Origin of the sequence: Azospirillum sp. A29, from assembly GCF_042604625.1 — a bacterium.
GTDB lineage: Bacteria > Pseudomonadota > Alphaproteobacteria > Azospirillales > Azospirillaceae > Azospirillum > Azospirillum palustre.
This window is the reverse complement of record NZ_CP170460.1, coordinates 410,964-423,611: the sequence shown is the minus strand read 5'-3', so window position 1 is coordinate 423,611 and position 12,648 is coordinate 410,964. Positions and strand designations below refer to the sequence as shown.

Here is a 12,648-nt window from a genome sequence, read left to right as displayed (position 1 = left end):
CGATAAGATCGTGCCGTCGATAGCTTTGTCTCCAGCGAACAACCCAATTCCAAGGAGACTTCCGATGTCACGCAAGCTTGAGGGCAAGATCGCCCTCGTCACCGGCGCCAACAGCGGCATCGGCCTCGCCGCGGCCAAGCGCTTCGCCGCCGAAGGCGCCACCGTCTATCTCACCGGCCGCCGCCAGACGGAACTGGAGGCCGCGGTCGCGGCGATCGTTGCGGCCGGCGGCAAGGCGACGGGGGTGCAGGCGGACTCCTCCAACCTCGCCGATCTCGACCGGCTCTATGCCCAAATCCAGAGCGAGGCCGGCCGGCTCGACGTGCTCTACGCCAATGCCGGCGGCGGCGGGATGCTGCCGCTGGGCGCCATCACCGAGGAACAGTATGAGGACACCTTCAACCGCAATGTGAAGGGCGTGCTGTTCACCGTGCAGAAGGCGCTGCCGCTGCTCGGCAAGGGCTCGTCGGTGATCCTCGCCGGCTCGACCGCCGGCAGCATGGGCACGGCGGCCTTCAGCGTCTACAGCGCGAGCAAGGCGGCGGTGCGCAACTTCGCCCGCAGCTGGATCCTGGACCTGAAGGACCGCGGCATCCGCATCAACACGCTCAGCCCCGGTCCGGTCCGCACGCCGGGTCTGGTCGAGCTGGCCGGTCCCGACGCGGCGCAGCAGCAGGGTCTGGTCGACTATCTGGCCGCCCAGGTGCCGCTGGGCCGCGTCGGCGACCCGGACGAGATCGCCAAGGCCGCCGTCTTCCTGGCATCCGATGACAGCAGTTTCGTCAACGGCATCGAACTGTTCGCCGACGGCGGCATGGCCCAGGTTTGACCGTGCAGCTGTGATCGTGGTCTGAGGACTCGTGGCGTCCGCTCCGTTGCCGGCCACCATGCGCCGGTTGCGGAGCGGACCAGCCGGTCGAATCCCTTCTTCTTGCATGGGTAAGGTGTCATCCTTGGGATGGGGATTCCCCCAGGGAGGCGGACCGCATGCCACCGCTGGCAGACACAGGCCCAGGCGTCTTGGCGCCGCACGACAACCCGGTCGAAGCTCCCTGGCACGCGCTGGATGTCGGCGCCGTTGCCGAACGGCTCGGCAGTCCGGTAGACGGGCTCGACAGCGCGGAGGCGGTGGCGCGGCTGGCCCGTTTCGGCCCCAACCGCCTGACCCCGCCGAAGCGGCGGCCGGCCTGGATGCGGTTCGTGGCCCAGTTCCACAATCTGCTGATCTATGTGCTGCTGGCATCGGGCACGGTGGCGCTGCTGCTGCGGCACTGGACGGATGCCGGGGTGATCTTCGGCGTCGTGCTGGTCAATGCGCTGATCGGCTACATCCAGGAGGACAAGGCCGAACAGGCGCTGGAGGCCATCCGCACCCTGCTGTCGCCCCAGGCTGTGGTGCTGCGCGACGGCCATGCCGTGACCCTGGCGGCGGAAACGCTGGTGCCGGGGGACCGCGTGTTCCTGGTGTCCGGCGACAGGGTGCCGGCCGACCTGCGGCTCGACCGCACCAAGGGCCTGCTGGTGCAGGAGGCGGCGCTGACCGGCGAATCCGTGCCCACCGCCAAGTCCGCCGCCGCCGTTGCCGCCGATGCGGCCTTGGGCGACCGCGGCGGCATGGCCTATGCAGGCACGATGGTGGTGCAGGGGCAGGGCACCGGCATCGTGGTGGCGACCGGCGACGCGACGGAGGTCGGTCGCATCGGTCATCTTCTGGCCTCGGTCACGACGGTGGCGACGCCGCTGCTGGTGTCGATGGCGCGGTTCGGCCGCTGGCTGACCGGCGGCATCCTGCTGCTGGCGCTGACCACAGTCCTGTTCGGAATGCTGGTGTATGGCGAGCCATGGCAGGACATGGTGCTGACCGCGGTCGGGCTGGCGGTGGCGGCGATCCCGGAAGGGCTGCCGGCGGTGATGACCATCACCATGGCGGTGGGCGTGACCCGGATGGCGCGGCGCAACGCCATCATCCGCCATCTGCCGGCGGTCGAGATGCTGGGGAGCGTCCGCACCATCTGCACCGACAAGACCGGCACGCTGACCCGCAACGAACTTCTGGTGACCAGCATCGTGACCGCCGACGCCCGCTATCGCGCCGGCGGTAGCGGCTATGCGCCGGAAGGCGAGATCGGTCGCAGTCTGGATGGAGACTGGCGGCTGGTCGATCCGACCGGGGAACCGCTGCTGCTGGATATGGCGCGTGCCGCCCTGCTGTGCAACGACGCCGCCCTATACCGTGACCCCGGCGGCGCGTGGCAGCTTGCCGGCGACCCGACCGACGGCGCGCTGCTGGCGCTGGCGATGAAGGCGGGGCTGGACCCGGCCGGCGAGGCGACGCGCTTTCCGCGCCGCGACGCCTTACCCTTCGAATCCGAACGCCAATACATGGCGACCCTGCATCACGATCATGCCGGCCACGGCATCCTGGTGGTGAAGGGGGCGCCGGAGCGGGTGCTGGCGCTGTGCGGGCGGGAGCGGCGCGGCGACGGCACGGCGCCGGTGGACCGGGCGCACTGGTCCGCCGTGACCGCCGAACTGGCCGGGCAGGGCCAGCGCGTCCTGGCGCTGGCGATGCGCCGCACATCGGTGGAGCTGTCGGAACTGATCGCCGAGGATTTGGGGGACGAGGGGTTGGAACTGCTCGGCCTTTGCGGCCTGATCGATCCGCCGCGGGAAGAGGCGCTGGTCGCGGTCGCGGCCTGCCGGCAGGCCGGTATCACGGTGAAGATGATCACCGGCGACCATGCCGCCACCGCCGCCGCCATCGGCCGGCGCTTCGGCCTGCCGGACGGCGTCATCGGCGGGCCGGAACTGGACCGGCTGGACGAGGCCGGATTCGCCGCCGCGGCGCAGGCCAACAGCGTTTTCGCCCGCACCACCCCGGAACACAAGCTGCGCCTGATCGCGGCGCTCCAGGCGGCGGGCGACACGGTCGCCATGACCGGCGACGGTGTCAACGACGCCCCGGCGCTGAAGCGGGCCGACATCGGCGTCGCCATGGGCCGCAACGGCACCGAGGCGGCGAAGGAGGTGGCGGCGATGGTGTTGGCCGACGACAATTTCGCCTCCATCGTCCATGCGGTGGAGGAGGGGCGCACCGTCTACGACAATCTGCGCAAGACCATCCTGTTTATGCTGCCGACCAACGGAGCGCAGGCGGCGGTGATCCTGCTGGCGGTGCTGTCGGGCAGCATCCTGCCGATCACGCCGGTACAGATCCTGTGGGTCAACATGGTGACCGCGGTGACGCTGGGGCTGGCGCTGGCCTTCGAGGCGCCGGAACCCGGCGTCATGGCCCGCCCGCCGCGCCCGCGCGACGAGCCGATCCTGACCGGCCGGCTGGTGCGGCGGATGGCGGTGGTTCTGGCCCTGCTGGTGGTCTCCAGCTTCGGCTTCTTCCACTTCCACCGCTTGCAGGGCGACGGCATCGAGGAGGCGCGGACCATCGCCGTCAACGCCCTGGTGGTGGGCGAGATCTTCTTCCTGCTCAGCGCCCGCGACCTGCATGGGCGGGCTGGGCTGCCGTCCGCCCTGGCCGGCAGCCGGCCGGTCTGGCTGTCCATCGCGGTGATGACCCTGCTGCAACTGGCCTTCACCTATGCGCCGCCCTTGCAGTCCCTGTTCGGCACGGCCCCGGTCGGCGTCACCGCCTGGGCGGCGATGGCCGCCGTCGGAACCGTGCTGTTCGTGCTGATGGAGATCGAAAAGCGGCTGACCGCGGCGCCTACTCCTCCTTAGCCTCGAAGCGATAACGGAAGTCGCAATGGTCGGCGCCCTGCATGATGGTCTGCGTGCGCTCCATCTTGATGCGCGGGTCGTAGCCGGTGCAGAAGGCGGCGTCGCGGTTGCAGGACAGCAGGTGCCCAATCGACCCCAGCCCCATCTCCCGGTACATCTCGGCGTAGCGGCAGCGCGTGACGTTGTAGTCGAAATGGGTGTCGTCCTGCCGCTTCACATCCAGCCGCAGCGCGTCGTCCTTGGTCCACAGCGGCTGAAGATCGGCGAAGCTCTTCAGGCTGGTGCCCTCCGGCTCGGTCTCGGCGAAGGATTTGGCGGCGGCCAGGGCCGCCTTGGTGATCGCCGCCCCCAGGATCTCCTGTGCGGTGGCTTCGCCCAGCCGGGCGGCCATCTCCTCATAGACCGGCTTCAGGATTTCCGCCTCGATGCGGCGGCGTTCGAGGATGCCCATGGTCTGGGTCATGACTGGCTTCCTTCCATGAGGTGGCGTCACAATTGGCTTTTAATGGGCCTTCAATGGGCATGGCCGCCGAGATAGGCCTCGGCGATGCGTGGGTCGTCCCGCAACTGGTCGGCCGGGCCGGACAGCACGATCCGGCCATCCTCCAGCACCGCGGCATGGTCGGCAATCCGCAATGCGGCGCGGGCGTTCTGTTCGACCAGCAGGATTGACACCCCTTCGGCCCGGATGCGGCCGATCAGGTCGAAGATCTGCGCGACGATCTTCGGCGCCAGCCCCAGCGACGGTTCGTCGAGCAGAAGCAGGCTCGGCCGGCGCATCAGGGCGCGGGCGATGCACAGCATCTGCTGCTCGCCGCCGGACAGCGATCCGGCATTCTGGCGCAGGCGTTCGCTCAGGATCGGGAACATCGCCAGCACGCGGTCCAGTTCGCCCAGCCCGACATCGCCGCCGCCCAGCACCAGATTCTCGCGGACATTCATGTTGGAGAAGATCTGCCGCCCTTCCGGCGCCTGGGACAGGCCAAGCTGGACGATGCGGTGGGCCGGCATGTTGGCGATGGGCTGGCCGCGGAAGGTGATGGTCCCCTGTTTCGCCCGGTAGATGCCGGACACCGTGCGCATCAGCGTGGTTTTGCCGACGCCGTTGGAGCCGAGCACCGCGACGATGGCGCCCTCGGGCACATCCAGGCGGACGCCGTGCAGGATCTCCTGCGGTCCCATGGCGACATGCAGGTCCGCAATCGAGAGCAGCGGCGCTGTTATTGGCGGCGCGGTCATTCATCCACCCCAAGATAGGCTTCGAGGACGCCGGCATCGGTGCGGATGGCGTCCGGCGTGCCGTCGGCGATCTTGCGGCCGGAGGCCAGAACCAGGATGCGCTGGCAGATGCCCATGACCAGCGTCATGTCGTGTTCGACCAGCATGATGGTCAGTCCCTGGCCGTGCAGCCGCTTGATGAAGGCGGCCAGATCGCGCGTCTCGGTGTCGTTCAGCCCGGCTGCCGGCTCGTCCAGGATCAGGAAGCGCGGCCGCATGGCGAGCGCGCGGGCGATCTCCAGATATTTGCGCTGGCCGTAGGGCAGGTTGGCCGCCAGCTCCGCCGCCACATGGGTCAGGCCGACCGCCTCCAGCGCTTCCCAGGTACGGCGGCTGATCTCGGCGGAGCGGTCCCGGCCACGCCGGTGGAGGGAGCCGAACAGCGCGCCGAACGCCCCCTGCGGCAGCGCGCCGACGGCGCCGACCGACACGTTGTCGAAGACCGACATGTTGGGGAAGACGCGCAGGTTCTGGAAGGTGCGGCTGATGCCCAGCCGCGCCACCTGATTGGGTGTCATCCCGCTGATGGTCCGGCCGGCGAAGGCGACGGTGCCGCCGGACAGCGGGGTGAAGCCGGAAATCAGGTTGAACAGCGTGGTCTTGCCGGCGCCATTCGGTCCGATCAGCCCGACCAGCTCGCCCTCGTTCACATGGGCCGTGACGTCGCCGACCGCCTGCACGCCGCCGAAGCGGCGGCTGACGTTGCGGATTTCAAGAAGATGGGTCATCGCCAGCCGATCCCTTCCCCCTTGCCATTCGCCGGGCCGGTGGTCCGCCATGCCGCACCCAGCTGTTGGCGCACCAGCCGCAGGGCCGATACCTCGCCCAACAGGCCCTTCGGCAGCAGCAGGATGGAGAGGAACATCACCAGACCGACCATGATGTTGCGGAAGTCGCCCAGGCCGCGCAGCCCTTCCGGCAGCAGGATCAGCAGCAGCGCGCCGATGACCGCCCCCGGCAGGCTGCCCAGGCCGCCGACCACCACCATTGCCAGGATCAGGATGGATTCCGAAAATTTGAAATCGCCCGGCGAGATGTAGCCGGTCATGTGCGCCCACAGGCCGCCCGCCACCCCGGCGAAGAAGGCCGACAGGGTGAAGGCCTCCATCTTCAGCCGCACGGTGCTGACGCCCATGGCGTCGGCGCACTGGTCGTCCTCGCGGATCGAGCGCAGGGCGTTGCCGTAATAGGAGTGGCTGAGCCGGCCGATGGCGATGACCGACAGCGTCACCACCGTCGCCACTGTGTAGTAGGCGGCGAGGCGGCCCGACAGGCTGAAGCCGAACAGCTCGAACCCCTTGGAGACGATGATCCCGTTGGGACCCTTGGTGAAGTCCACCCAGTTCAGCATCACCAGATACAGCATCTGGCCGATGGCGAGCGTCGCCACTGCGAAATAGATGCTGACCAGCCGCATGGTCGGCAGCGCCACCAGGAAGGCGACCAGCGCCGCCACCAGACCGGACAGCGGCAGCGTGACGGTGAAGCCAAGCCCCAGCTTGGAGGTCAGCAGCGCCGCGGTGTAGGCGCCGACGCCGTAGAAGGCGGCGTGTCCCAGATGCAGCAGCCCGGCCACCCCCGTCACCAGATGCATGGAGGCCGACAGCAGGACGAAGATCAGCGCCAGATTGGCGATCTGGTAGAAATAGCCCTTGTCGAAGCCGGCCAGCAGCGCCGGAAGCGCTGCGAAGACCAGCAGCAGGATCAGCGCCGGGACCAGCAGCCCCCGGCGCCGGGTCAGGCCATCGGCAGGTGCCGCAGTCTCAAACGCGTTCACGGCGCGCTCCGAACAAGCCGTTGGGGAAGAAGATCAGGGTCAGGATCAGGAAGCCGTAGGCCACCATGTCCGACCAGCCCGACGAGACGAAGGTCGTCGCCATGCTTTCCGAAATGCCGAGGATCAGCGCGCAGATAACGGCACCGGGGATGGAGGACAGTCCGCCCATCACCATGGCGACGAAGGCCTTGATGCCGGGGGTGAAGCCCATGGCCGGAAAGACCGCGCCATAGTACAGCCCCATCAGGATGCCGGCCGCCGCCCCCATCATCGATCCGACGACGAAGGTGGTGATGATGGTGCGATCCGTGTCGATGCCCACATATTTGGCGCCGAGCGGGTTGCTGGACACCGCGCGGATCGCCAGCCCGACACGGGTGCGCGTCAACAGATATTGCAGGCCGATCAGCATGGCGGCGGCGACGCCGAAGATGATGAAGTCGCCGGTCACCAGGATGACCGGGCCGACGCGCACCGGCGTGTTGATCAGGTACTCGAACGGGACGGAGCGCATCTGCGATCCGAAGACGATCTCCAGCGCCTCGCGCACCACGATGGACACCGCCAGCGAGGAGAGCAGGGTCGATTCCCGCATCGCCCGCGATTTCAGCGACGCCTCGTCGGTGAAGCGGCGGAACGGCTTGAAGGCGATCCGCTCCAGCGAGAAGCCCGCAAGCGCCCCGATCGCCAGCGCGCCCAGGATCACCGCCACGATGGGCGGCGCCGTGGCCGAGATCAGCACGAGGCCGGCGAAGGCGCCCAGCGTGTAGATCTCGCCATGGGCAAAGTTGACGACGTTCAGCACGCCGAAGATCAACGTAAAGCCGATTGCCATCAGCGCGTAGGTCATGCCCAGCGACAGGCCGATGGCCAGCTGCTGGAGATAATAGGGATCGAACATGCGGGCTCTGTCGCTGGGAAAAGGGGCGCTGGGGATCGTTTGCCGGGGGGTTAGTCGGCGACCGGAACGAAGGCGCCGCCCTTGACCTCGACCTTCACCAGTTCCTTCTCGGCCTCGCGGTCGGCGCTGAAGCTGGTCTTGCCGGTGACGCCGGGGAAGTCCCTGGTCTGGGCCAGCGCGTCGCGCACCTTCTCGCGGGTCGGGTTGGGCGACGCCTTCTCCACCGCCGTCAGCATGATGCGGACCGCGTCATAGGCCTGGGCCGGGAACTGGCCGGGCACCGCGCCGTCGGAGCGCTTCTTCCACTCGTCGACGAAATGCTGGACGTTCGGCGACGGGTCGGTCGGCAGGAAGTTGGAGGTCAGGTGCACGCCCTCCGCCGCGCCGCCGGCCAGTTCGATCAGCTTCGGACTGTAGGCCGCCGAGGTCGAATAGACCGGCGTCTTGATGCCCAGCTGCTGCAACTGCTTCAGGAACTGCGCGCCGTCCTCGTAGAAGAAGCCGGTGTAGATCGCGTCGGGCTTCGCACGCTCGAGCTTGCTGATCAGCGACCGGTAGTCCTTCAGGCCGCGGTTAAAGAATTCCGAGAAGGCGACGGTGCCGCCGTTGGCCTTGACCGCGTCGGAAAAGCCGCTGACCACCGACTGGCCCCAATCGGTCTGTTCCGCGATCACCGCGACGTTCTTGAAGCCCTTGGCCGCCATCCATTTGGCGTTGTAGGGGCCTTCCTGCGCCTGGGTGGCGATGTTGCGGAACTGGTACTTGGAGATCTTGGTATAGTCGGGGTGCGAGGCGGTCTGCGACAGCTGCGGCATGCCGGCGTCCTTGTAGACCTGCGCCGCCGCCATCGACACACCGGAGGTGAAGTCGCCCAGAACGCCGACGATCTCCTTGTCGTCCACGAACTTGCGGGCGATGTTGGTGCCCTCCTTGGCGTCGGAGCGGCTGTCCTCGAAGAGGATCTCGACCTTGAACGGCTTGCCGGCGGCGTTGAACTCGGTCAGCGCGATCTCGGCGGCCTTACGGAAATCCTGGCCGTACTGAGCGGTGTCGCCGGTCAGCGGCAACTGGTAGCCAAGCTTGACCGTGTCGGCGGCGAAAGCCGAACCGGCGATTCCGGCGGCGGTGAGGGTCGTCAGCGTGAGGAGGCGGAAATTCATGGCGATGGCACCCTCTTATTGTCTGTATTTGCAGGCTTTGCGGCGACGCGCGTTTATTCGGCAGCCTTGGCGCCGGGCAGGACCTTCAGCCGGCAGCAGCCCTCGTCGCCCGGCTTCCAGGTTTCGCCCTTGAAGACGAACCCGGCGGCCTCGAACAGACCGCCGTCGATGGCGCCGGCCATCTTGCAGAGCAGTTCCAGATCGGCGTCGGACCGGCCCTGCGCCTGCCAGGCTTCCTTCAGCGGGCAGCGGTGGAAATGGATTTCCAGCGCCTCGCCGTCGCAACGCTTGATCTCCGGCGCGAACATGCTGTCGCGGTTGGGAATGCCGTCGAGGAAGGCATGGCACAGGCCGGTTAGGTCGTCGGGACCGTGCCCCGCAAACTTCACGCCCATCGCCTCGCCGAGACGGCGGGTGGATTCCTGTCCGACCTCCAGCGCCGTTTCGGTGCCGAAACGTTCGCGCAGCACGTCGAACATGTGGGCGTAGGACGCCGCGCGCATCGCGTAGGCATTGCGCAGAAGGGTGGGGTAGTCGGGGCTGTCCGACATGCTGGCAGTCTCCTCGATCAGACTTCGCGGGCGTCGTTCCAGCGGTATTGCAGGATCTTCAGCGGCCCGATGCGTTGCAGCAGGGCGTTGAAGGGCAGGGGCGTCGGTGCGGTGAAGGGCAGGGCGAGATCCTTCGGGTCCTGGCCGATGGCGGCGCGGGCCAGTTCCCGTCCCAGCGAAACCGACAGCGCCACGCCGCGCCCGTTGCAGCCGGCCCAGGCGAAGCCGTTGGGCCCCAGCCGGTGGACACGGGGGAAGTAATCGGTGGTCATGGCGATGCGGCCATTCCACACATAATCGAAGGTGACACCGTTCAGTGCCGGGAACATCCCGGCCAGACGGGCGCCGACGATGCGCTTCAACCGCTCCGCCCCATTCACCGGGTTCAGCAGCGCGCCGCCGGTCACCAGCCGGTTGTCGGCGGTGTAGCGCATGAACCGCAGGTCGCCATGGGTGTCGGACATCGCCTGCCGGCCCGGCAGGATGGTTTTGCGGATGTTGTCGCCCAAGGGAGCGGTCGCCATCTGCCAGGACAGGACCGGTACGACCTCCGTCCGGATTTCCGGGAAGATCGATGCGGCATAGCCGTTGGTGCCCAGCACCAGGGAGCCGGCGGTCACCATGCCCTGCGGGGTGCGGGCGACCCAGGAGTCGCCGCGGCGCTGCACCGACAAAGCGGGGGAGTTGACATAGACCGCGGCCCCGGCCGCGACCACCTTGGCGGCGAGCCCGCGCACCAGCGCCAGCGGGTTGATGTGTCCGCCGGTCCGGTTCATCCAGCCGCCGAAATAGGCGTCCGTGCCGAGAACGGCGGAGACGGCGGCGCGGTCGAGCAGCTCGACATCGGCGCCGAACTTGCCCCATTGCGTTGCCCGGCGCTCGGCGATCTTGATGCGGCCCGGCGAATGGACCGGCTGAACCCAGCCGGTCTGTTCCGCCGCGCAGTCGATGCCGAGGCGGCGCACCAGATCGAACAGGGTGGAGGCGCTGTCGCGGATCAACCCGACCAGACGCTCCCCGCTCTCCCAACCGAAGCGGTCGATGAGGTCGGCGGGGTCGGGACGGGTCAGCGTCGGGATGACCTGCCCGTTGTTGCGGCCGGAGGCGCCCCGTCCCAGTTCGGATGCTTCCAGCACCACCACGCGGCGCCCGGCCTCGGCCGCATGCAGACCGGCGGAAAGCCCGGTGAAGCCGCCGCCGATCACCAGCACGTCCGCCTGCACGCTGTCCTGCAACGCCGGCAGGGCGGGCGGCGGCGGGGCGGTGGCCTCCCACAGCGAGTCCGGACGCTGCCAGATGCCGCCCCGGCCTGGAATGTCCTGCGCCTGGCCCGCCGCCTGATGTGCCCCTTGGTTCGTCACGTCGCGCCCGTCCTGTTCGGCTGAAATCCGCTACGCCCTTATCCCCTTTTGGAGTTAGGGCCATCCGTTTCCCGCCGAACTATGGGACAATGGACACACGTACGCAATTCCCAAGATTTTTCCGCGGAAATTTTTTCATGTCATGCGTCCTGATCGGGAAATCGGGACGCATGTACATGATCTGCGTCATTTCGGCAGGACGGTTTCCGCCAGCCGCACCCAATAGCTGGCGCCGATCGGCAGCACCGCATCGTTGAAATCATAGTGGGGGCTGTGCAGGTTCCGGCCCTGGTCCGACGGTCCGGCACCAACCCAGACGTAGCAGCCCGGCCGCTTTTGCAGCATGAAGGAGAAATCCTCCGCCCCCATGCTGGGCATCGGATCGAGGTCGAGCGCCTCTTCTCCGACCACGCGTGCCGCCGCCCGCCGGGCCAGTTCCGTCTCCGCGGCGCTGTTGGTGGTGGGCGGATACCGCCGCTCGTAGCGCAGGCTGGCCTCGACTCCGAATCCGGCGGCGATGGCGGTCGCCACCTCACCCATGCGGCGCTGCACCAGATCCTGAACCTCCGGCCGGAAGGTCCGGACGGTGCCGCGGAGAACGGCGGTGCCGGGCAGGACATTCCACGTATCGCCTGCGTGGAACTGCGTGACGCTGACGACGGCCGAATCGATGGGATGGACGCTGCGGCTGGCGATGGTCTGGAGGGCGGAGACGATCTGGCTGCCGACCATGATCGTGTCGGTCCCCATATGCGGCATGCCGGCATGCGTGCCCTTGCCGGTCAGGGTCAGCTCGAAGATGTCGTAGGCGGCCATCAGCGGGCCGGGGCGCAACGCGATGCGGCCGACTTCGAGCCCCGGCCAATTGTGCATGCCGAAGACTTTTTCGACGGGGAAGCGGTCGAACAGCCCTTCCTCCACCATCACCCGGCCGCCGCCCTCGTTCTCCTCCGCTGGCTGGAAGATGAAGACGATGGTGCCCCGGAACAGCTCGGGGTGTTCGGTCAGGTAGCGGGCGGCACCCAGCAGCATGGCGGTGTGCCCGTCATGACCGCAGGCATGCATGCGTCCGGGATTGCGCGAGCTGTGCGGAAGATTGGTTTCCTCGTGGATGTGCAGCGCGTCCATGTCGGCGCGGAAGCCGACCATCGGCCCCTCGCCATTGCGCAGGATCCCGACCAGGCCTGTCTTGGCGAGGCCGCGATGAACCTCAAGCCCGAAGGAGGCCAGCTTTTCCGCCACGAAGTCGCTGGTCCGCTGCTCCTCGAAGGCGGTTTCCGGATGGGCGTGCAGATCGCGCCGCCAATCCGTCATGTCCGCGGTCAGCCCGTCGAGCCCCGTAACCATCCCGTCCATCGTCTTGTCCTTATGTTCCAGCAAATCCCTGGGACAATCCTGCCCAAATTATACCGGATCCGAAACGGCCTATTTCGCCGGTGGGCATGCATTCCATCGCATGGCAGGGACCGGGCATCGGGTGGTAGGGGCCGGAAAAGCGCCGCGGTTCCATACATTGATAATGATGTTTAAAACATCATAATGTATGTTTCAGATACCGACTTGCATGTTTCAGCGGGGTATGCAGGATGATCACGGCTTCACAGCTGCGCGCCGCCCGGGCGCTGCTTGGGATCGATCAGAAGACGCTGGCCGAACTGGCCGGACTGTCCGTCCCGACCATCCAGCGCATGGAGGCCAGCGACGGCAACGTGCGCGGCGTGGTGGAGAGCCTGACCAGGGTGGTGGAGGCGCTCGACCTCGCCGGTATCGAGCTGATCGGCGACAACGCGCAGAGCGTCGCCGGCGGCCGCGGCGTCCGTCTGAAGACACCGGCACCCAGGCCCTGAAACACTGGAGCCAAATCCTGGCGCCAAACCCTGACGCC

At 67.6% G+C, this 12,648-nt stretch carries 12 protein-coding genes; 3 read left to right on the top strand and 9 right to left on the bottom strand.

Features of this window, described 5'->3' with window-relative positions; all coding sequences use genetic code 11:
* The first annotated feature begins 64 nt into the window (after positions 1 to 64).
* Complete coding sequence (locus ABNQ38_RS01845) at positions 65 to 829, top strand: SDR family NAD(P)-dependent oxidoreductase (RefSeq protein ID WP_377805399.1); 765 nt, start codon at positions 65 to 67, stop codon at positions 827 to 829.
* Between the two features lie 158 nt (positions 830 to 987).
* Positions 988 to 3,735 (top strand): HAD-IC family P-type ATPase, encoded by a 2,748-nt coding sequence (locus tag ABNQ38_RS01840; protein ID WP_377805398.1) that lies wholly within the window; start codon positions 988 to 990, stop codon positions 3,733 to 3,735.
* Here the strand turns inward: ABNQ38_RS01840 and ABNQ38_RS01835 are convergent.
* From ABNQ38_RS01835 to ABNQ38_RS01795, 9 genes are all read right to left on the bottom strand, one after another.
* Positions 3,722 to 4,198 carry an L-2-amino-thiazoline-4-carboxylic acid hydrolase gene (locus ABNQ38_RS01835; RefSeq protein ID WP_174469483.1) on the bottom strand — a complete coding sequence of 159 codons (477 nt, stop codon included), beginning with the start codon at positions 4,196 to 4,198 and terminating at the stop codon, positions 3,722 to 3,724. The two genes, ABNQ38_RS01840 and ABNQ38_RS01835, sit on opposite strands and share 14 nt — an antisense overlap.
* A gap of 50 nt (positions 4,199 to 4,248) precedes the next feature.
* Positions 4,249 to 4,974: an ABC transporter ATP-binding protein gene (locus tag ABNQ38_RS01830; RefSeq protein WP_377805397.1), complete on the bottom strand. Its 726-nt coding sequence runs from the start codon at positions 4,972 to 4,974 to the stop codon at positions 4,249 to 4,251.
* Positions 4,971 to 5,741, bottom strand: a complete 771-nt coding sequence (locus tag ABNQ38_RS01825) for an ABC transporter ATP-binding protein (RefSeq protein WP_377805396.1) — start codon at positions 5,739 to 5,741, stop codon at positions 4,971 to 4,973. Before ABNQ38_RS01825 ends, ABNQ38_RS01830 begins: the two co-directional genes overlap by 4 nt.
* Entirely contained in the window at positions 5,738 to 6,790 is a 1,053-nt protein-coding gene (locus tag ABNQ38_RS01820; protein WP_377805395.1) for a branched-chain amino acid ABC transporter permease, read from the bottom strand. The genes ABNQ38_RS01825 and ABNQ38_RS01820 overlap by 4 nt, the downstream gene beginning before the upstream one ends.
* Positions 6,777 to 7,691: a branched-chain amino acid ABC transporter permease gene (locus ABNQ38_RS01815; protein ID WP_377805394.1), complete on the bottom strand. Its 915-nt coding sequence runs from the start codon at positions 7,689 to 7,691 to the stop codon at positions 6,777 to 6,779. Before ABNQ38_RS01815 ends, ABNQ38_RS01820 begins: the two co-directional genes overlap by 14 nt.
* 50 nt (positions 7,692 to 7,741) lie before the next feature.
* On the bottom strand, positions 7,742 to 8,851 hold the full coding sequence (locus ABNQ38_RS01810; protein WP_377805393.1) for an ABC transporter substrate-binding protein: 1,110 nt from the start codon (positions 8,849 to 8,851) through the stop codon (positions 7,742 to 7,744).
* A 53-nt stretch (positions 8,852 to 8,904) separates the two neighbouring features.
* Positions 8,905 to 9,402: an L-2-amino-thiazoline-4-carboxylic acid hydrolase gene (locus ABNQ38_RS01805; protein WP_377805392.1), complete on the bottom strand. Its 498-nt coding sequence runs from the start codon at positions 9,400 to 9,402 to the stop codon at positions 8,905 to 8,907.
* A gap of 17 nt (positions 9,403 to 9,419) precedes the next feature.
* Positions 9,420 to 10,763: an NAD(P)/FAD-dependent oxidoreductase gene (locus ABNQ38_RS01800; RefSeq protein ID WP_377805391.1), complete on the bottom strand. Its 1,344-nt coding sequence runs from the start codon at positions 10,761 to 10,763 to the stop codon at positions 9,420 to 9,422.
* Between the two features lie 186 nt (positions 10,764 to 10,949).
* Complete coding sequence (locus ABNQ38_RS01795) at positions 10,950 to 12,119, bottom strand: M20 aminoacylase family protein (RefSeq protein WP_376963194.1); 1,170 nt, start codon at positions 12,117 to 12,119, stop codon at positions 10,950 to 10,952.
* A 230-nt stretch (positions 12,120 to 12,349) separates the two neighbouring features.
* On the opposite strand from ABNQ38_RS01795, the gene ABNQ38_RS01790 reads away from it, so the two are divergent.
* Complete coding sequence (locus ABNQ38_RS01790; RefSeq protein ID WP_376963191.1) at positions 12,350 to 12,610, top strand: helix-turn-helix domain-containing protein; 261 nt, start codon at positions 12,350 to 12,352, stop codon at positions 12,608 to 12,610.
* The last annotated feature ends 38 nt before the right edge of the window (positions 12,611 to 12,648 follow it).